Source organism: Delftia tsuruhatensis, assembly GCF_903815225.1.
Classification (GTDB): Bacteria; Pseudomonadota; Gammaproteobacteria; order Burkholderiales; family Burkholderiaceae_C; genus Comamonas; species Comamonas tsuruhatensis_A.
In genome coordinates this window covers 2,505,795-2,525,244 of record NZ_LR813084.1, presented here as the reverse complement: position 1 = coordinate 2,525,244, position 19,450 = coordinate 2,505,795, and the positions used below count along the sequence as shown (strand labels likewise).

Annotated in this window: 16 protein-coding genes and 2 riboswitches; of the genes, 9 read left to right on the top strand and 7 right to left on the bottom strand. The window is 67.2% G+C overall.

Going from position 1 to position 19,450, the window contains the following annotated elements:
- Positions 1-30: 30 nt before the first annotated feature.
- Entirely contained in the window at positions 31-1,509 is a 1,479-nt protein-coding gene (locus L1Z78_RS11390) for an MFS transporter (RefSeq protein ID WP_234641597.1), read from the bottom strand.
- Between the two features lie 91 nt (positions 1,510-1,600).
- On the opposite strand from L1Z78_RS11390, the gene L1Z78_RS11385 reads away from it, so the two are divergent.
- Both L1Z78_RS11385 and L1Z78_RS11380 read left to right on the top strand, forming a co-directional pair.
- Positions 1,601-2,491 carry a LysR family transcriptional regulator gene (locus L1Z78_RS11385; RefSeq protein ID WP_234641596.1) on the top strand — a complete coding sequence of 297 codons (891 nt, stop codon included), beginning with the start codon at positions 1,601-1,603 and terminating at the stop codon, positions 2,489-2,491.
- A 256-nt stretch (positions 2,492-2,747) separates the two neighbouring features.
- Positions 2,748-4,229 (top strand): amino acid permease, encoded by a 1,482-nt coding sequence (locus L1Z78_RS11380; RefSeq protein WP_234641595.1) that lies wholly within the window; start codon positions 2,748-2,750, stop codon positions 4,227-4,229.
- A gap of 64 nt (positions 4,230-4,293) precedes the next feature.
- On the opposite strand, the gene L1Z78_RS11375 is transcribed toward L1Z78_RS11380, so the two are convergent.
- From L1Z78_RS11375 to L1Z78_RS11365, 3 genes are all read right to left on the bottom strand, one after another.
- Positions 4,294-4,650 (bottom strand): VOC family protein, encoded by a 357-nt coding sequence (locus L1Z78_RS11375; RefSeq protein ID WP_234641594.1) that lies wholly within the window; start codon positions 4,648-4,650, stop codon positions 4,294-4,296.
- Between the two features lie 82 nt (positions 4,651-4,732).
- Positions 4,733-5,500, bottom strand: coding sequence for an AraC family transcriptional regulator (locus L1Z78_RS11370; RefSeq protein WP_234641593.1), 768 nt, complete (start codon positions 5,498-5,500; stop codon positions 4,733-4,735).
- A 1-nt stretch (position 5,501) separates the two neighbouring features.
- A complete protein-coding gene (locus L1Z78_RS11365; protein WP_234641592.1) occupies positions 5,502-5,957 on the bottom strand; it encodes an Lrp/AsnC family transcriptional regulator in 456 nt (151 codons plus the stop codon).
- Positions 5,958-6,290: 333 nt separating this feature from the next.
- Here L1Z78_RS11365 and L1Z78_RS11360 point away from each other — a divergent pair, with 333 nt between their 5' ends.
- The gene (locus L1Z78_RS11360) at positions 6,291-6,590 is read left to right on the top strand and encodes a hydrolase (protein ID WP_234641591.1); all 300 of its coding nucleotides are present in this window, start codon (positions 6,291-6,293) and stop codon (positions 6,588-6,590) included.
- 252 nt (positions 6,591-6,842) lie between these two features.
- Here the strand turns inward: L1Z78_RS11360 and L1Z78_RS11355 are convergent, their stop codons facing one another.
- From L1Z78_RS11355 to L1Z78_RS11345, 3 genes are all read right to left on the bottom strand, one after another.
- On the bottom strand, positions 6,843-7,436 hold the full coding sequence (locus tag L1Z78_RS11355) for a hypothetical protein (protein ID WP_234641590.1): 594 nt from the start codon (positions 7,434-7,436) through the stop codon (positions 6,843-6,845).
- A gap of 32 nt (positions 7,437-7,468) precedes the next feature.
- On the bottom strand, positions 7,469-8,038 hold the full coding sequence (locus tag L1Z78_RS11350; protein ID WP_234641589.1) for a hypothetical protein: 570 nt from the start codon (positions 8,036-8,038) through the stop codon (positions 7,469-7,471).
- Between the two features lie 159 nt (positions 8,039-8,197).
- On the bottom strand, positions 8,198-9,787 hold the full coding sequence (locus L1Z78_RS11345; RefSeq protein ID WP_234641588.1) for a fatty acid--CoA ligase: 1,590 nt from the start codon (positions 9,785-9,787) through the stop codon (positions 8,198-8,200).
- A 158-nt stretch (positions 9,788-9,945) separates the two neighbouring features.
- Positions 9,946-10,057: riboswitch (glycine riboswitch) on the top strand.
- A 15-nt stretch (positions 10,058-10,072) separates the two neighbouring features.
- A riboswitch (glycine riboswitch) is annotated at positions 10,073-10,190 on the top strand.
- 58 nt (positions 10,191-10,248) lie between these two features.
- Here L1Z78_RS11345 and gcvT point away from each other — a divergent pair.
- The 6 genes from gcvT to L1Z78_RS11315 all read left to right on the top strand — a co-directional run bounded on the left by gcvT (position 10,249) and on the right by L1Z78_RS11315 (position 19,413).
- On the top strand, positions 10,249-11,385 hold the full coding sequence (gene gcvT, locus L1Z78_RS11340) for a glycine cleavage system aminomethyltransferase GcvT (protein WP_234641587.1): 1,137 nt from the start codon (positions 10,249-10,251) through the stop codon (positions 11,383-11,385).
- A 137-nt stretch (positions 11,386-11,522) separates the two neighbouring features.
- Positions 11,523-11,897, top strand: coding sequence for a glycine cleavage system protein GcvH (gcvH, locus tag L1Z78_RS11335; protein WP_234641586.1), 375 nt, complete (start codon positions 11,523-11,525; stop codon positions 11,895-11,897).
- 99 nt (positions 11,898-11,996) lie between these two features.
- Complete coding sequence (gene gcvP, locus L1Z78_RS11330; protein WP_234641585.1) at positions 11,997-14,888, top strand: aminomethyl-transferring glycine dehydrogenase; 2,892 nt, start codon at positions 11,997-11,999, stop codon at positions 14,886-14,888.
- A gap of 157 nt (positions 14,889-15,045) precedes the next feature.
- Complete coding sequence (locus L1Z78_RS11325) at positions 15,046-17,262, top strand: PAS domain-containing hybrid sensor histidine kinase/response regulator (protein WP_234641584.1); 2,217 nt, start codon at positions 15,046-15,048, stop codon at positions 17,260-17,262.
- A 5-nt stretch (positions 17,263-17,267) separates the two neighbouring features.
- Positions 17,268-17,951, top strand: coding sequence for an RluA family pseudouridine synthase (locus L1Z78_RS11320; RefSeq protein ID WP_234641583.1), 684 nt, complete (start codon positions 17,268-17,270; stop codon positions 17,949-17,951).
- Positions 17,952-18,291: 340 nt separating this feature from the next.
- Complete coding sequence (locus L1Z78_RS11315) at positions 18,292-19,413, top strand: branched-chain amino acid ABC transporter substrate-binding protein (protein WP_234641582.1); 1,122 nt, start codon at positions 18,292-18,294, stop codon at positions 19,411-19,413.
- Positions 19,414-19,450 lie beyond the last annotated feature (37 nt).

Genomic DNA, 19,450 nt, shown 5'->3' with positions numbered 1-19,450 from the left:
ACCGGTCGGCACCTCCCCGGGCCCGCGGCTTCAGGACTGGCAGGCCGACTGCGGGGCCTGCCGATCCGTCCCCGTGCCCACTTCGCGCCCCATGCCGACAGACACCACCCATCCCAGCAAAGCCATCAGGGCAGCACCCCACTCGGCGTTCTGCAGGCCTTTGGCCGTCAGATCGCGCACCGCATCCGCCGTGGTGGTCTCGGCCAGGGGCAGCCAGGCCAGCGGCGCCGTGGCCACCATGACCAGCAGGGCCAATCCCAGCGCGGCGCCCACCTGCTGGGCAGTGGCGGCAATGCCCGAGGCCACGCCCTGCTGCGAAGGCGCCACTCCCTGCCCCGCCACCACCCACATGGCGGTCCAGCTCGCGCCCTGTCCCAGGCTCAGCACCACGAAACCCGGCACCAGCCAGACATAGCTGTCACCCAGCGGCAACGCCCAGGCCATCCAGGCCAGGCCGAGGGTGCCTGCGGCCCAGCCGCCCATCAGCACGCGGCGCGGCGTGCTGCGGTGCAGCCAGCGCTCGGCCCAGCGGATGCCCAGCGTGCACACGGCCGTGGGCAGCAGAAACGCCATGCCGGCCTGCAGCGGGCTCCAGCCGAAGATCTGCTGGAAGTACAGCGCCAGGAAGTAGTACTGCACGCCGTAGCTGCTCATGAAGAGCATGGTCAGCAGCATGGCCGTGCGCAGGCTGGGCACGCGCAGCAGGGACAGCGGCATCAGCGGTGTGGCGGCGCGGGTCTCGATGCGCCAGAACAGTGCCAGCGCCACCAGGGCCACGGCCAGCGTGCCCAGCGTGGCCCCATCGGCAAAGCCCCATTCGGGTCCCTGCACCAGGGCCGTCACCAGCAGGCTGCTGCCCACGGTCACGCTCAGACAGCCGGCCAGATCAAACCCCTGGCCCGGCGCCGCGCGCCCTGTCTGCGCCGAAGGCGGCAAAAAGCGCAGCGCGCCGAGGGCGCAGGGCCAGGCCACGGGCACCAGCACCCACAGCACCCAGTTCCAGCCCAGCGTCTGCGTGAGTACGCCGCCCAGCAGCGCACCGGCCGCCAGTCCGCCAGCTGAAGCCATGCTCCAGACGGCCACGGCGCGGTTGCGCTCGGGGCCGGCCGCGTACAGGGTGTTGATCAGCGACAGCGTGGCGGGGAACAGCAGCGCTGCGGCCACGCCCTGCCCTGCGCGGCCCAGCACCAGTTGCCAGGGCTGCAAGGCAAGGCCGCCGACCAGGGAGGCCAGGCCGAACAGCGCCATGCCCGCCACGTACATGCGCCGCTTGCCCAGCAGGTCGGCGCAGCGCCCGCCCAGCAACAGGCAGCCACCAAAGGCCACGCTGTAGGCGCTGACCACCCATTGCAGGTGGCGAGCATCCATCTGCAGCTGACGGCCCATGGCGTCGAGCGCGACGAAGACGATGGTGGCATCCAGCGCGATCAGCAGCTGGGACAGGGACAGCAGCGCCAGGGCGGCGCGCGGGTGGCGCATGGCGCCAGCGGAAGAATCGGTCAACGGCATGGGGCCGATCCTAATTAATGCATTTCCGAAGATAAATATCAGATTTTCATTTTTCCTATGCAAAATCAGATCAATCGAACCCGGAGACTCCATGGACCTCAACGCCGTCCTCATGCTCATCAAGGTGGCGGAAAGCCGCAGCTTCACCCAGGCCGCCAACCAGCTGGGCACCAGCCAGTCACGCATCTCGCGCGCCGTGGCCCAGCTGGAAAAGGACCTGGGCGCGCAACTGCTCAACCGCAATACGCGCAGCGTCTCGCTCACGCCCGACGGCTGCGCGCTGGTGGACCGCTGCACCCCGCTGATCGCCGGGCTGGAGGAGGCGCGCAAGCTGGTCAGCGACCGCCGCTGCGCCCCCAGCGGCGTGCTGCGCATGACGGCGCCTTCCATGCTGGGGCGCATCGTGCTGGTGCCGCTGCTCGGGCAGTTGCTGCACGAGCATCCCCAGCTGCAGATCGATGCCAGTTTCACCGACCGCCTGGTGGACATGGTGGAGGAAGGCTTCGATGCCGCCGTGCGCATCGGCCCGCTGGCCGACAGCCGCATGATCGCGCGCGCCCTGCCTCCGCTGCGCTGGGTGACCGTGGCCTCGCCGGCCTATCTGGCGACGCGCGGTACGCCGCAGACCCTGGACGAACTGGCGCAGCACAGTTGCCTGGCGGTCTACAACCACTACCTGGGCCGGCGCGTGCCCTGGCAGTTCCTGGCGGGCGGCGGCGAGATGCTTGACTGGATGGCCCCCAAGACCGTCACCTTCGACAGCGGCGATCCGCTGGTGGAGGGCTCGGTGAACGGCCTGGGCGTCGCCCAGGTCATGGAATTCGCCGTGCGCGGACACCTGCAGGCCGGCCGCCTGGTGCGGCTGCTGCCCCAGCACGAAGGCCGCGCCCGCGAGCTGTCCCTGGTCTACCCGCGCACACGCCAGGCTTCGCCGCGCATCAAGGTGCTGGCCCGGTTGCTGCTGGCGCAGACGCAGTGGTAGGCGATGCCCTGGGTGTCTTCCCGGGCGTGGCGCATTGCACACAGTGGGCGCCGGTTCAGATCCGCTTATGCGGGTGAAGGGAGATTAAACTCCTGCCTTTCCGCGATGGCTGTGTTCTCGGACAATCACGCCGTCGCGGTGCATGCACCATGACGGGGCCGCGCCAGCGCGGCTCTTTTGTTTTTCCTGTTCCACCTTTTTTGCCCCCGCAGCAGCCACCGGCCACGCGGGATCTGATCCACCAACCGACACCTCCATGGCAGCAGACCACTCCAACAACGCCGCCCCTTCGGCGCTCAGGCGCGAACTCAAGGCGCGGCACCTGTCCATGATCGCCATCGGCGGCTCCATCGGCACCGGCCTGTTCGTCGCCTCGGGCGCCACCATCTCCCAGGCGGGCCCCGGCGGCGCCCTGCTGGCCTACATGATCGTGGGCCTGATGGTCTACTTCCTGATGACCAGCCTCGGAGAAATGGCCGCCAACCTGCCCGTCTCCGGCTCGTTCGCCACCTACGGCGCGCGCTACGTGGACGAAGGCTTCGGCTTCGCGCTGGGTTGGAACTACTGGTACAACTGGGCCGTGACCATCGCCGTGGACCTGGTGGCCGCGCAGCTGGTGATGGCCTACTGGTTCCCGGACAGCAATGGCGTGCTCTGGAGCGCGGGCTTCCTGGCCATCATGTTCGGCCTCAACGCCATCTCGGTCAAAGGCTTCGGCGAAGCCGAGTACTGGTTCGCCGCCATCAAGGTCACCACCGTCATCCTGTTCATCGGCGTGGGCTTGCTCATGATCCTGGGCATCATGCGCGGTGGTGCGCCCGAGGGCCTCTGGGGCAGCATCGCGCTGTGGACACAGGGCGATGCGCCCTTCGCGGGCGGGTTCTCGGCGCTGATCGGCGTGGCGATGATCGTGGGCTTTTCCTTCCAGGGCACGGAGCTGATAGGCATCGCGGCCGGCGAGTCCGAGGATCCTGCCCGGAACGTGCCGCGCGCCGTGCGCCAGGTGTTCTGGCGCATCCTGCTGTTCTATGTCTTTGCCATCCTGGTCATCAGCCTGCTGATTCCCTATACCGACCCGCACCTGCTCAAGAACGAGGTCGGCGACATCAGCGTCAGCCCCTTCACCCTGGTCTTCGAGCGCGCGGGCCTGCTGTCGGCCGCCGCCCTGATGAATGCCGTGGTGCTGACCTCGGTGCTGTCGGCCGGCAACTCGGGCATGTATGCCTCCACGCGCATGCTCTACACCCTGGCCTGCCAGCGCATGGCACCGCGCGTGTTCTCCCATGTCAACAAGCGCGGCGTCCCCACCATGGCGCTGCTGGCCACCACCGTGGTGGCGGCACTGTGCTTCCTGACCAACATCTTCAGCCCGCAGCTGGTCTACATCTGGCTGCTGAACCTGTCGGGAATGACCGGTTTCATCGCCTGGCTGGGCATCGCCATCAGCCACTACCGCTTCCGCAAAGGCTACGAGGCCCAGGGCCTGGACCTCAACCACCTGCCCTACCGCGCGTCCTGGTTCCCGTTCGGCCCCATCTTCGCCTTCGTGCTGTGCATGGTGATCACCCTGGGCCAGAACTACGAAGCCTTCATGGCCGACCGCATCGACTGGACCGGCGTGGTCGCCACCTACATCGGCCTGCCGCTGTTCCTGCTGATCTGGGGCGGCTACCGCCTGGTCAAGGGCTCGCGCATTGTGAAGTACAAGGACATGCAGCTGGGCTCCAACGTCGATTGACCATCGATCGAGGCCCAGTCCGGCCTTGAATGCAAAACAGCCCGCGAATGCGGGCTGTCTGCTTTCAGGTCTGGGCCGACCACACGGCCAGTTCGTAGCCGTCCGGGTCGGTGAAGTGGAACCTGCGGCCACCGGGAAACGCGAACACCGCGCGGCTGATCACGGCGCCGGCCGCCTCGACGCGGCGCTGCGCCTGCTCCAGGTCATCGGCATAGACGATGACCAGCGGCCCACCGGGCCGCACGGGCTCGCCGGTCGTGAAGCCGCCCGTGAGCCGGCCATCGCTGAACTCCGTATAGGACGGTCCATAGTCGGTGAAGGTCCAGCCGAAGGCCTCGCCATAAAAGGCCTTGCTGCGCGCGATGTCGGCTACGTTGAACTCGATGTTGTCGATCTGCCGGTCCCGGCCCCTGATGCCCATGTGCTGCTCCGTTTGGTATCGAAAGCGCCATCATCGTCCAGGCGCGGGCAGGCGTCTTGAACAAAACGGCCAGGCGGCGGCATCAATCGAGCAACCGGGCCAGGGCGGCACTGGCGCTGACGCCGCACAGGGCCCTCACCTCGCGGGACAGATGGGCCTGATCCGCGTAGCCTGCCTGAAGGGCCAGCGACGCCAGTCCCGATGACCGGTCGGCGCGCGCCAGCGACAGCAGGCGCTGCAAGCGCAGCACACGCTCCAGCGTCTTGGGCCCGTAGCCGAACTGCGCATGGCAGAAGCGGCGCAGGCTGCGCTCCGACATGCCCAGCCGTGTGCGCAGGGAGGCCAGCAGCCGGGATTCATCGTCTGCTGCGGCGGCCGCCAGCGCAAACAGTTGCCCCGCCTGGCGGTCAGGCGCACCGGCCTCTTTCCCCAGCTGCGCCAACGCGCCCTGGAACAACGCACCCCACTCGCCCGGCGCGCTGCCGTTCAGGCGCCGCGCCCACGGCGTCGCCCGCCGTCCCAGCAGGTCCGCCAGGTCCACGGCCTGCCCCACGATCTCGTCCATGGGCAGGCCCAGCCATGCGCTGGCCGCGCCAGGCGCGAAGCGCGCACCCAACACCTGCGATCCCGGCACCAGCTCAGGCCGCGCCGCCACACGGTCCGGCCCCACGACCAGCAGCCGCCCGTTCTTGCAGACGATGTCCACGCAGCCATCAGGCACGACGAGGAATCCGCCGGCGTAGTCCGTGGCCACCGTGCTGCTCCACAGGCATTGGAAATGCGGGCGCAGGTCGGGTGGCGGGAGATGCTCGCGGTAAGCGCCAGGGGACACCTGCGGCCCGTCGTCCATGTCACACCCCCAGTGGAAGGTCCGCCCTCTTCAGGGTGCGCAGCACGAAGCTGGACTGGCTGTGGCGTATGCCCTTGATCTTGTAGAGCTTTTCGCGCAGCAGGCGCTCGTAGTCGCGCGTGTCCTTGACGACGACGCGCAGCAGGTAGTCGTACTCGCCCGAGACCAGGTGCGCCTCCACCACCTCGGGGATGGTGGCCAGCATCTCGCCGAACTTCTCCAGCGTATTGTCCGAATGGCTGTCCAGCGTGACCTGCACCAGCACCGTATCGCCCAGCCCCAGCGCCAGCGGGTTGAGACGCACGGTATAGCCTTCGATCACGCCGGCTTCCTCCATCTTGCGGATGCGCGTCCAGCACGGTGACGCGCTCAGCCCCACGGCCGCGCCGATCTCTTGCAGGCTGGCGCGCGCATTGGCCTGCAGCGCGGCAAGAATCTTTCTGTCCAGGATGTCCATGGCCTGCACTGTACTGAAAAACAGCCCGCCTCAGAATAATTTTCTGTAGCAAAGCCTATTCAAAAGAAATAAAGCAGCATTTTCTGCCTGACAACGCGCACACTTGTCTGCATGGGAGCACGCTTACCGGCGCAGCACAACCATTCACCCAGCCCCGCCGACTACCGCCAGCGCCAGGATGCGTGATCCAGACCAGGAGTCCGTTACAGGCCGCCCCGCTTATCCGCAGCGGGGCGGCCTGTTGCATTGCAGGAAGGCCCGCGCAAATCATCACAATGTCGCCACGGCCCTGGACGAATGTGCATCCAGGCATTTCCTCGCACCGAGCACCCGATGAGCAGCAAAACCGTCTTTGTCGATGTGGACGACACCCTGGTCCGGTCCGTGGGGCCCAAGCGCATTCCCATGCCTGGCGTGATTGCGCAGGTACGGCGCCTGCACGCCGAGGGTGCGACCGTGTTCCTCTGGAGTTCCGGCGGCGCGGACTACTGCCGCCAGACCGCTGCCGAGCTGGGCATCGCCGGATGCATCGCGGGCTTTCTTCCCAAGCCGACGTCCTATGTGGACGATCAGCCCGTTCATGAATGGCGTGATTGCCGCCATATCTATCCCATGCAGGCGGGCGAGGCTTGAGAGTGCCTTACGGCACCGCCCCGGTTCGCCTGCCGGCAGGCCTGGCTGTGCGCAAGCAGGGCGATGCCATGCACCATTGGCTGCGGCAGGTTGTGGCTGGGAGTTGTCGTATCGAACGGTAATCGGCGATGTCTGGGGCGCCTCGTCCCGGCACCGAACCGGCCTCCATGAAAAATGCCAGCCTGGATGGGAACAGGCTGGCATTATGACGAACGCTTGACACAAGCCGCAGCCTCGAACGGCCCGATCGCCTTAACGCAGTTTTTCGTTCTTGCGAATTTCACTGCTCAACTGCTGAGCCACTTGCGTGGCTGCACGCTTGGCCGCCAGGCCGAAGTCATCCAGAAACTCGCTGAATTCCGCTTCGCCCCGCGCAGAAGCCTTCACTCTTCCAATTTCGTTGCCGTTGGCATCAGTGACCACGCATGCGATCTCTGTAACAAAGTAGGTCGGGGGCCACGTAAGCGCCGATGACGATCCCGAATCAGTTTTGATCTCGGGTACGAAAATCAAGGCCGCACGGGCCGCCTCTACGGCCTGCGTATCGCTTGGCGCTGCAATCAGCGTCACATCCTGGTAGACAGAGCGCAATGCATCCCGAATTGTTTTTTCGAGGTCGCGATAAGGGAAGTATCTGACACTGTCACCCCCGCCCGCAGGTGAAACAAAGGCGGTATTTCGCTGATTTTCGCTGATGGCGTAGGCAACCTTCTTCTGAATCAACTCCGACCCGATACGCTCAGGCCGTGTATCGCCGCCGATGTTGATGGGATGGGCACATCCCACCAACGTTGCCAAAGTGACGGATGCCAGAACCGCTCGAATGAGTACGGAAAAAAAGCGCATGATTTTATCCTCGGCGACTCACTGTGAAGCCGTCAGGGAGCCAACGCAGCAAGGAATTGAGGATCGGCGTACACCTTGCGCAACAATTCCCGCACAAGTTGAGGATAGGCAGCCTGTCCTGCAGGAATGGCTACAGCGCCCATGAAGCTGGACTCGAAGCTAGTCTCTGCCTTGTAGGTCTTCTTGAGCCGCTGCTCTCCGCTGCGCAAAACCCGAAGCTCAATCTCCATCACACCCGAACCCATGCTGAAACCGCGAATATCGATATCGTTAGCAAGAATCTTCGCGTCAATCTGAGTTTGCGACTGGGGATCGTAGGCGGAGATCTCCTTCAGGTCCTGAACCAGCGCCTCTTCCAGATACTTGGAAAATGTGCCGCTAGCCGAATTAAGAGGCGTTCCACGCAAGGAGAGGTTGTTGACCTGGGCAGCAGGATCCGTCGGCTCCACCTTCAGAACATTGGCGGAGCCCGGCTTGGCCGCCTTCAATTGCTCCAGGGCTGCGTAGTCCGCACCGTAAGGCGGGGCTTTCAGTTGGGCACACCCCGTAGCCAGAACCGCCACCGCGCAGATTGCAAAAACGCGAACGTAGGACACGAACATTTTTCTCTCACCCTTAGGATTATTTGAAGGACGAGAATGTAATGCAAAGTAACCACTTCGCTTCAGAATATTCCTAAGAAGTGGCTTCTTTCAGACGCGTCTTATGAACGTATACGACCGCGCACCATCATGCAGACCGCACGCTGGATAGAAGCCTTCTCAACCCACCCCCCTCAGCAACTGCTTCTGTATCTTCCCGCTGGCCGTCTTGGGCAGGGCTTCGCGGAAGTGGTAGCGGCGCGGGCGCTTGTAGGCGGCCAGCCGGTCGCCGTGGACCAGGAAGGCATCCAGCGCCTCGGCCGTGGGCGCTGCACCGGGCCTGGCGACCACATGGGCCGCGACGATCTGGCCCCAGCGCTCGTCGGCCTCGCCGATGACGGCGACCTCCAGCACATCGGCATGCTCGACCAGGGCGTCCTCCACCTCGCGCGGATAGACGTTCTCGGCGCCGGAATTGATCATGTAGTCGATGCGGTCGCGGATCCACAGATGGCCATCATCGTCGATGTGGCCCAGGTCGCCCGTGTGGTACCAGCCATGGGCCAGGGCACGCGCGTTGGCATCGGGTCGGTTGAGGTAGCCGGCCATCATGCAGGGGCCGCGCACCAGGATCTCGCCGACCTCGCCGGGCAGGCAGGCCTCGGCCGGATCGGTGGGTGCGTTGTCCTCGCGCACACGCGCCACGATGAGGTCATGGCCCATGGAGGGCAGCCCGGCCGAGCCCGCATGCGAGAGCTGCTCGCGCGGCGGCAGGATGGACATGCAGGGCCCCATCTCGGTGGTGCCGTAGACCTGGACCAGGTCGCTGCCGACCTTGCGCGTCCATTCGCGGATCAGGTGCGGCGCCATGGAGGCGCCGCCGTACTCCACCAGCCGCAGCGCGGGCGCCTGTTGCGGCGAGGCCAGAGGGTCGGCCAGCAGCATGGTGATCATGGTCGGAGCCGCGAAGAAGAACGTCACGCGCTCCTCGCGGATCAGGCGCCAGGCCTCGGCCACATCGAAGCGGCGCAGCAGCACTTGGGTGGCACCGGCCTGCAGGCGCGGCAGGAAGCTGGTGTGCAGCTCGGCCGTGTGGTTGAGCGGCGCCATGGCCAGGCCCACGTCGTCGCGCGTGAACTGCATGGTCTGGTGCATGAGGGCGTTGTGCGCCAGCTTGCTGCGGTGCGTGTGCAGCACGCCCTTGGGCCGGCCCGTGGTACCGCTGGTGTACATGAGGATGCAGGGGTCGTTCTCCCGCACCTGTGCCTGTGGTGGCGCGCTGCTGCGGCCGCGGGCCAGGGCCGACAGGCGCTGCGTGGCCCAGATGGGCAGGGCATCGGTCTGCGCATCGTCGGCGAAGATCCAGTGCGCGGGGCTGCCGCCGCCGTCGGCCTTGAGCAGGGCCTGGGCACGGGCGACGGTCTCGCTGCCCTCGGCCTCGAAGACCAGGGCGCGGGCGCCGCCGTCCTGGAGGATGAAGGCCAGCTCCTGCGGCGCCAGCCGATAGTTGACGGGGTTGAAGATGGCGCCCAGGCGGGCGGCCGCCAGCATGGTGAAGACGAAGGCAGGCGTGTTGTAGAGGAAGGCCGCGACCACGTCGCCATGGCCGATGCCCAGATCGGCCAGGCCATGGGCATGGCGATTGACCTCGGCATCCAGCTGCGCATAGGTCCAGGCCCGGCGCTCGCCCCCTTCCCAGGCCACCAGGGCCTCCTTGTTCGACAGATAACGGGCCGGCCAGGCCAGTGTGTCTCCCAGCGTCTGCTGCATGTGCGCTTCTTTCTTCCCGCTCACGAGATTCATATAACGATGCATCTCAATGTAGGAGATTTTTTAGACAGTTATGCAATTTGCAAATACCTCCATGCAAGGAAAACGCCGCAGCCCGCGGAAATCCCGCAGCAGCGCATGCGCCGTGCACGGCTAGAATGCGCCGGTCAGGAGAGAGTGCCCGCCCGGCCGCCACGGTCGCAGGCAGCGGCACCGCCGAAGGCGCAGGGTTCGCTCCGAACGCTCAGGCAAAAGGACTGGCACCGCCTGCCGCCACGGTCGCAGGCGTTCCTTGCTGGAGAGAGATGCAGTGCACGGCGGCGTGCCCATCCACCGAAGGAGCAAGCCCCACGCCCGGAAGGTGCGGGTGAATCTCTCAGGTAAAGCGGACAGCAGGGCAGGACATCCCGGCATGCCGGGATGGCGTATTGCCTTGCCACTTGCCCGAAGAGAGACCCTCCTTGACCGCTGCCGCCCCCACCCCCGACCTGCTCAAGACCCCGCTGTCCGCCCTGCACCAGGAGCTGGGCGCACGCATGGTGCCCTTCGCCGGCTACTCCATGCCCGTGCAGTACCCGCAAGGCCTGATGGCCGAGCACCTGCACACACGCCAGGCAGCCGGCCTGTTCGACGTCTCCCACATGGGCCAGATCAGCCTGCGCGGCCCGGATGCCGATGCGGCGCTGGAATCGCTGCTGCCCATGGACGTCCTGGGCCTGGGCGAGCACCGCCAGCGCTACGGCCTGCTGCTCGATGACGCGGGCGGCATCCTCGACGACCTGATGTTCGTGCGCCGCGAGGACGACCTGTTCCTCGTCGTCAACGGCGCCTGCAAGAACGAGGATCTGGCGCACATCCAGGCCCGTATCGGCCAGCGCTGCGAGATCGTGCCGCAGTTCGACCGGGGCCTGCTGGCCTTGCAGGGCCCGCAGGCCGCTGTCGCGCTGGAGCGCCTGCTGCCGGACACGGCTGGCCTGGTCTTCATGACGGGCGGCCATTTCGAATGGAGCGGGGCCGAGCTGTACATCACGCGCAGCGGCTATACCGGCGAGGACGGCTTCGAGATCTCGGTGCCGGCCGAGGCCGCCGAGGCACTGGCCCGCGCGCTGCTGACCCAGCCCGAGGTCCGGCCCGTGGGCCTGGGCGCGCGCAATTCGCTGCGCCTGGAAGCCGGCCTGTGCCTGTACGGCAACGACCTGGACACGACGACGACACCGGCCGAAGCCGCGCTGAACTGGGCGGTGCAGAAGGTGCGCCGCATCGGCGGCGAGCGCGAAGGCGGCTTTCCCGGCGCCGCCACCGTGCTGGCCCAACTGCAGTCGCCCGAGCTGCTCACGCGCAAGCGCGTGGGCCTGGTGGCACTGGAGCGCGTGCCCGTGCGCGAGGGCACCGAACTGCAGGACGCCAGTGGCCGCAAGGTCGGCACCGTCACCAGCGGCCTGCTGTCGCCCACGCTGAACCAGCCCATCGCCCTGGCCTATGTGGAGCCGGCCAGCGCTGCCACAGGCACCACGCTGCAGGCCATGGTGCGCGGCAAGGCCGTGCCCATGCAGGTGCAGGCTACGCCTTTCGTCGCCCCCCGTTACCACCGAGGTTGAGGACGGCCTGCGCACCGGAGGCGGTGTCCGGTTCCCGCGGATTCGGTTTTCCCGCCGCCGCATGCCGCTACAGTGCGCACTGACCTTTCTCAAACCGCCTTTCACAGGTTTTTTCCAGTTTCCATCCGGAGCAAATCATGAGCATCCAGTATTCCAAGGACCACGAGTGGATCAACGCCGCCAATCCTGACGCGGCCATCGTCGGCATCACCGTCCATGCGCAGGACGCGCTGGGCGACGTGGTCTTCGTCGACCTGCCCGCCGTGGGCGCCAGCTTCAACCAGGGCGACGTGGCCGGCGTGGTCGAATCCGTCAAGGCCGCCGCCGACGTCTACATGCCCGTCAGCGGCGAGATCGTCGAGGTCAACGAAGCCCTGCGCGACGACCCATCCCTGGCCAACAGCGATCCGCTGGGCGCAGGCTGGTTCTTCAAGGTCAGGCTCAGCGATGCCGGCCAGCTGGCCGGCCTGCTCGACGAAGCGGCCTATACCGCCTTCGCGCAGAACGCCTGATGGCGCCACGGGCACCCCTGGTGCCCGTCTTTCTTCAGGCGGGTGCGCCCGGCGCGGCCGACGCACCCGCCACCCTCAGCTTTTGAGACAGGTCCCTCCATGCTGATGTCCTCCACCCAGCCCCTTGCAGCCCTCGAAAACGCCACCGAATTCGTGGCCCGCCATATCGGCATCGCCCCCGAAGACGAGGCCCACATGCTCAGCGCCATCGGTGCCGCCTCGCGCGACGCGCTGATCGATGCCATCGTGCCGCCCACCATCCGGCGCCACCAGCCCATGGCGCTGCCGCCCGCCGCCACCGAAGCCCAGGCACTGGCGGAACTGAAGGCGCTCGCGGGCCGCAACCAGCTGCTCAGGAGCTTCATCGGCCAGGGCTACCACGGCACGCACACGCCGGGCGTCATCCTGCGCAACATTCTCGAGAACCCCGCCTGGTACACGGCCTACACGCCCTATCAGGCCGAGATCTCCCAAGGCCGCATGGAGGCCCTGGTCAACTTCCAGACCATGGTCTGCGACCTGACGGCCATGCCCATCGCCAACGCCTCCATGCTGGACGAGGCCACGGCCGCCGCCGAGGCCATGACGCTGGCCAAGCGCTCCGTCAAGAGCAAGAGCAACCGTTTCGTGGTGGCGGGCGATGCCCACCCCCAGACCATCGAGGTCATCCAGACGCGGGCCGCGCCGCTGGGCATCGAGGTGCTGCTGGCCAACTCGCTGGAGGAATGGAACCAGCTGATGGACGGCGAGTACTTCGCCGTGCTGGCCCAGTACCCGGCCACCAGCGGCCGCATCGACGATCTGCGCGCCGACGTGGACAAGGCCCATGCAAAGCAGGCCGCCTTCATCGTGGCCACCGACCTGCTGGCCCTGACCCTGATCACGCCGCCCGGCGAATGGGGGGCCGACATCGTGGTGGGCACCACCCAGCGCTTCGGCATGCCCATGGGTGCGGGCGGCCCGCACGCTGCCTTCATGGCCTGCCGCGACGAATTCAAGCGCTCCCTGCCCGGCCGCCTGGTCGGCGTGAGCGTCGATGTCCACGGCAAACCCGCCTACCGCCTGGCCCTGCAGACCCGCGAGCAGCACATCCGCCGCGAGAAGGCCACCTCCAACATCTGCACGGCCCAGGTGCTGCCCGCCGTCGTGGCCAGCATGTACGCCGTCTACCACGGCCCCGAGGGCCTGGAGCGCATCGCCCGCCGCGTGGCCTCGTACACGGCCATCCTGGCGCGCGGCCTGGCCGAGCTGGGCGCGCCGCTGCGCGAGGTGCCCAGCTTCGACACGCTGAGCCTGCACACCGGTGCGGCCACCCAGGCCATTGCCGCCCGCGCGCGCTCGCTGGGCGCCAACCTGCGCGTGTACTTCGGCGAATACCTGTGCATCTCGCTGGACGAGACCACCACGCGCGCCGATGTCGAGCTGCTGTGGAAGATCTTCGCCAAGGATGGCCAGGCCCTGCCCGGCTTCGCGGCCTTCGAGAAGGGCGTGGAGCCGCTGATTCCAGACGGCCTGCGCCGCACCAGCGCCTTCCTCACGCATCCGGTGTTCAATACCCACCGCTCCGAGACCGCCATGCTGCGCTACATCCGCCAGCTGTCGGACAAGGACCTGGCACTGGACCGCAGCATGATCCCGCTGGGCTCCTGCACCATGAAGCTCAATGCGACCAGCGAGATGATCCCCATCACCTGGCCCGAGTTCGCCCAGGTGCACCCGTTTGCCCCGGCCGACCAGCAGCAGGGCTATGCGGAACTGGACCGCCAGCTGCGCGACTGGCTGTGCCAGGCCACGGGCTATGCGGGCATCAGCCTGCAGCCCAACGCCGGCAGCCAGGGCGAGTACGCCGGCCTGCTGGCCATCAAGGGCTGGCATGCCAGCCGGGGCCAGTCCCACCGCAATGTCTGCCTGATTCCCAGCAGCGCCCACGGCACCAATCCGGCCAGCGCACAGATGGTGGGCATGCAGGTGGTGGTCACCGCCTGCGATGCCAACGGCAATGTGGACATGGCGGACCTGGCGGCCAAGTGCGAGCAGCACAGCGCCAACCTCGCCTGCATCATGATCACCTACCCGAGCACGCACGGTGTGTTCGAGACCCAGGTCAAGGAGCTGTGCAAGCTGGTGCATGACCATGGCGGGCGCGTCTACGTGGACGGCGCCAACATGAACGCCCTGGTCGGCCTGGCCGCGCCCGGCAGCTTCGGCGGCGACGTCAGCCACCTGAACCTGCACAAGACCTTCTGCATCCCGCACGGCGGCGGCGGCCCTGGCGTGGGCCCGGTCTGCGTGGTCGAGGACCTCGTGCCCTTCCTGCCCGGCCATGCCACGGCGGGCCTTGCGGGCGGCACGGGTGCGATCAGCGCCGCCCCCCTTGGCAACGCGGCCGTGCTGCCCATCAGCTGGATGTACATCCGCATGATGGGCGCCCAGGGCCTGACCCTGGCCACCGAGACGGCCATCCTCAACGCCAACTACATCAGCGCGCGGCTGCGCGACCACTACCCCACGCTGTACGCGGGCGAGCACGGCCATGTGGCCCACGAGTGCATCCTGGACCTGCGCCAGTTCAAGGAAAGCGCGGGCGTGATGGCCGAGGACGTGGCCAAGCGCCTGATCGACTACGGCTTTCACGCGCCCACGCTGTCCTTCCCGGTGCCCAACACGCTGATGGTCGAGCCCACGGAGAGCGAAAGCCTGTACGAGCTAGACCGCTTCGTGGACGCCATGATCGCCATCCGCGAGGAGATCCGTGCCATCGAGCAGGGTCGCCTGCCGCAGGACGACAACCCGCTCAAGAATGCACCACATACGGCCGAGGCGCTGCTCAAGGCGGACTGGCCCCATCCCTACAGCCGCGAGGCCGCCGCCTACCCGGTGGCCGCCCTGCGCCAATCCAAGTACTGGAGCCCCGTCGGCCGCGTGGACAACGTCTACGGCGACCGCAACCTGTACTGCAGCTGCATCCCCGTGGACGCTTACATGAGCTGAGAACCTGCCACCGCAAGGGGTGCTTGTGGCGCCCCGCCCGGCGCGCGTACACTTCGGCCCTGCCCGCGCCGGGCCCAGGCAAATCCGCCGGGCACCGGGCTGCGGCCAGCAAGGACCTTTGCGGCGCCCGCCGCTTCCCCAGCGCACCGCCCGCGCCATGAGCCGCCCAGACCATTCCGATCCGCCTCGCGACGACGAGCACCTGCCCCTGCACGCGCTGCTGGCCCCCGGCGCCGACCTGCCGCCCGTCGAGCGCTTTCCCGCCTTCCAGCCCGAGGACGATCCCCTGCAGGCCCTGGTGGCCGAGCTGCGCAACTACCAGCGCGAGCTGGAAATCCAGAACCGTGTGCTGGACTACAGCCAGGCCGTCGCGGAAAGCGCCTCCGAACGCTTCGAGGCCCTGTTCGCCAGCATTCCCCTGCCGCTGCTGGTGGTGGACGAGCACGACATGGTGGTGCAGGCCAACGCCATGGCCCACAGCGCCTTCCAGCCCTCCGAGCACGACCGGCTGCTGGTGAACTTCTCGCCCTTCGTGCATCCCCATGATGCCGAGCGCGTGCGCGAAGCCTTCGCCGCCGCGCGCGAGCTGGGCCGCAGCGAGGCGCACGAGGTCTGCTTCGACATCACCGAGCAGCACCAGTTGCGCGCCGACCTGCACGTGGCCTGCATTGCCATTCCCCAGCAAAGCGGCCCGCCCATCGCCCAGTACCTGTGCGCCGTGGTGGACCAGGGCCCGCTGCTGGCCGAACGCCTGGCACTGCAGCAGCGCAACCACCAGCTCTTCCTCAGCGAGCGCCGGCTGGAATCGGTCATCAACTCCGCACTGGACGCCATCATCTGCCTGGACCAGGACCAGCGCATCACCGTCTTCAATCCCACGGCCGCGGCCCTGTTCCTGTGCCCGCCGCACGACGCGCTGGGCAGCCCGCTGGAGCGCTTCCTGCCCGATGCGGCCCAGGCCCTGTCCTTCGCGCCGCTGACCACGCAAGCCGTGCTGGGCGAGATGACGGCGCGCACCGCCAGCGGCCGCGAGATCCCCGTGGAGGTCAGCGTCTCCTTCGAGCACCACAGCGGCGGCGAGACCACCACCGTGTTCGCGCGCGACCTCACCAGCCGCAAGAAGGCCGAGGCCCAGCGCAACGAGCTCGAAGACCAGTTGCGCGAATCGCACAAGATGCAGGCCCTGGGCACCATGGCCGGGGGCATCGCCCATGACTTCAACAACATCGTGGGCGCCATCCTCGGCAACGTGGAGCTGGCCAAGGCCGACTGCGGCGGCAATGCCGCCGCCATGGAAAGCCTGCAGGAGATCGAGAAGGCCGGCCGCCGCGCGCGCGATCTGGTGCGCCAGATCCTGACCTTCAGCCGCAATGAGCCACCCCAGCGCAAACCCGTGCAGGCGCGCGAAGTCATGGGTGACACGGCACGGTTGCTGCGCGTGACCCTGCCGCCCGCCGTGGAACTGCTGGTGCACGTGCCGCCGCAACTGCCGCCCATGCTGGCTGACGCCATGCAGGTGGAGCAGGCCCTTTTCAACCTGTGCACCAACGCCATGCATGCGCTGGGCGAGCGGCGCGGCCTGATCCAGATGGACGCCGACCTGGTGCGCCCCGACCAGCGCCTGTGCGAGCGCCTGGGCTTGCCACCGGTCAGCTACGTGGCGCTGTCCGTGCAGGACAACGGACCCGGCATGGACGCGCGCACGCTGCAGCGCATCTTCGAGCCCTTCTTCACCACCAAGCCCGTGGGCCAGGGCACGGGCCTGGGCCTTCCCGTGGTCCATGGCGTCATGCGCAATCACGGCGGCGCCGTGGACGTCTACAGCATTCCCGGCCAGGGCAGCCGCTTCACGCTGTATTTCCCGCCGGCCGATGTCCCGGCGCCAGCCGAACCCGCCCCGCTGCCATCTGCCGCCGAAGCCGCACCCGGCGCGCCCGAGCCCACGGCCGCCTTGGAAACCCAGGACACTGCGCCTTTCCGCCTGCAGCCTGACCCCCAGGCCGCACAGCAACACGTGATGTACGTTGACGACGACCAGGCCCTGGTCTTCCTGGTACAACGCCTGCTGCGCAGGCGCGGCTACCAAGTCAGCGGCTTCACCGATCCGCACGAGGCCACCGAGGCACTGCGTGCCGCCCCACAGGACTACGACCTGCTGGTCACCGACTACAACATGCCCGGCTACAGCGGCATCGACCTGGTGCACGAGGCCCTGTCCATACAGCCCCACCTGCCCATCGCGCTGGCCTCGGGCTACATCACCACCGAGATCGAGCAGGCCGCGCTGGCTGCCGGCGCCAGGGCCCTGGTCCACAAGCCCAACGACGTGGAAGAGCTATGCGCCACGGTGCACCGCCTGCTGAACGAGCGGTGACCGCCTTGAACGCCGAATTGCATGCGGATTGCGGCGCCGCCGAAGTCGTCTGCCTGCACGAGGATGCCGAGCTGCTGGTGCTGGACAAGCCTTCGGGCCTGCTGTGCGTGCCGGGGCGCGGACCCGACAAGCAGGACTGCCTGAGCGCGCGCGCCCTGCGGCGCTGGCCCGATGCGCTGGTCGTGCACCGGCTGGACCAGGCCACCTCGGGCCTGGTGGTCATGGCGCGCAGCCTGGCCAGCCAGCGCCTCCTGAGCGAAGCCTTTGCGCAGCGCCGCGTGCACAAGCGCTATGTGGCCGTGGTCGCCGGCCGCCTTGCCGCGCAGCAGGCCGGCGCCTGGCAAAGCATCGACCTGCCGATAGCCGCCGACTGGGAGCGGCGCCCCTTGCGCATCATCGACGCCCTGCAGGGCAAGCCCAGCCAGACCCTGTGGCGCGCCCTGCCTGACGCAAACCAAGGCCCTGCCCCGACCGTCACTCGGGTACAACTGCAGCCCGTGACGGGCCGCACCCACCAGCTGCGCGTGCACATGGCGGCCCTGGGCCATGCCATCCTGGGCGATGCGCTCTACGCCGATGCCGCGGTCCAGGCCATGGCACCCCGCCTGCTGCTGCATGCGCAGGTACTGGAGCTGGCACACCCGGTGTCCGGCGCCTGCCTGCGTTTCGAATCGGCGCTGCCGTTTTGATCCAGCACAGGAACGGGAAAGCCCGCCCCGCCCAAGGCGTTGCTGCAATGCAACAAACCATGTACGTGTTTCCCCTTCTTGCGGTTGGTCATACGGGGTTCATGGCGCACCGCCCGGGTGCATGGTAGGCATCAGGCGGTTTCTTCGCCGAAAACCCGCCCCGCAGGCCCGTGCCGACGGCGTTGCAGCCCTTAGCGAAAAGCCGGCACGCGCGCCAGCCCCGGGATACCCTGTTGCCATTGGTAACCATCCGATTAACCTGAGCTTCTTTGCGCGGACCGCCCCTACAGGAGCAGCCGCGTTTTTCAGAACGCTTTACCCAAAGTTGAAGGAAGTACTCATGAGCATTCCGTTCCGCATGCACGCCGTCGTCGCCGCCCTGGGTTTGGCTGGCGCCGCCCTGTTCTCCACAGCGCATGCGCAAATCAAGATCGCCATGGTGGTTCCCACCACCGGCCCGCTGACCCAGTATGGCGACATGGTCAAGGAAGGCGTGAACACCGCCGTGGAAATGGCCAATGCGGCCGGCGGCGTCAATGGCAAGAAGATCGAGCTGGTGTCCGTCGATGACGCCTGCGAACCCAAGCAAGGCCCCGTGGCGGCCAACCGCGTGGTCAACGCCAAGATCGGCTACGTGATCGGCCCCGTCTGCTCGGGCGCATCGATTGCCGCGGCCCCGATCTACAACAACGAAGGCGTGGTCGTCGTGACCCCCTCGGCCACCTCCCCGGCGCTGACCGACGGCAAGAACTACCACTTCATCTTCCGCACCATCGGCCGCGATGACCAGCAGGGCCCCGCCGCCGCCAAGTTCATCCTGGAAAAGGCCAAGCCCAAGAAGGTCGCCGTGCTGCACGACAAGCAGTCCTATGGCCAGGGCATCGCCTCCTCCGTGCGCGACGATCTGAAGAAGGCCGGCGTGGAAGTGGCCCTGTTCGAAGGCATCAACGCCGGCGACAGCGACTACTCGGCCGTGATCACCAAGCTCAAGAGCGCCGGCGTGGACTTCGTCTACTACGGTGGCTACCATCCCGAGATGGGCCTGCTGCTGCGCCAGGCTTCCGAACAGGGCCTGAAGGTTCGCATGATGGGCCCCGAAGGCGTGGGCAACCCTGAAGTCAATGCCATTGCCGGCAACGCCGTCGAAGGCATGCTGGTGACCCTGCCCGCCGACTTCTCCGCCAATCCCAAGAACGCCGCTGTGGTCAAGGCCTTCAAGGACAAGAAGCGCAACCCCTCGGGCGCCTTCCAGCTGACTGCCTTCGCCGCCACGCAAGTGCTGCTGGACAGCATCAAGGCCGTGGGTGACAGCCCTGCCAAGGTGGCCGACCACCTGCACAAGTCCAACTTCGAGACCGTGCTGGGCGCCGTGGCCTGGAACAAGCAGGGTGACCTGAAGTCCTTCGACTTCCAGGTGTTCGAATGGCACAAGGACGGCAACAAGTCGGTAGCCGCCAAGTAATCCCCCTCCGTTTGACTGTCCGGGGCACGCATCTTGC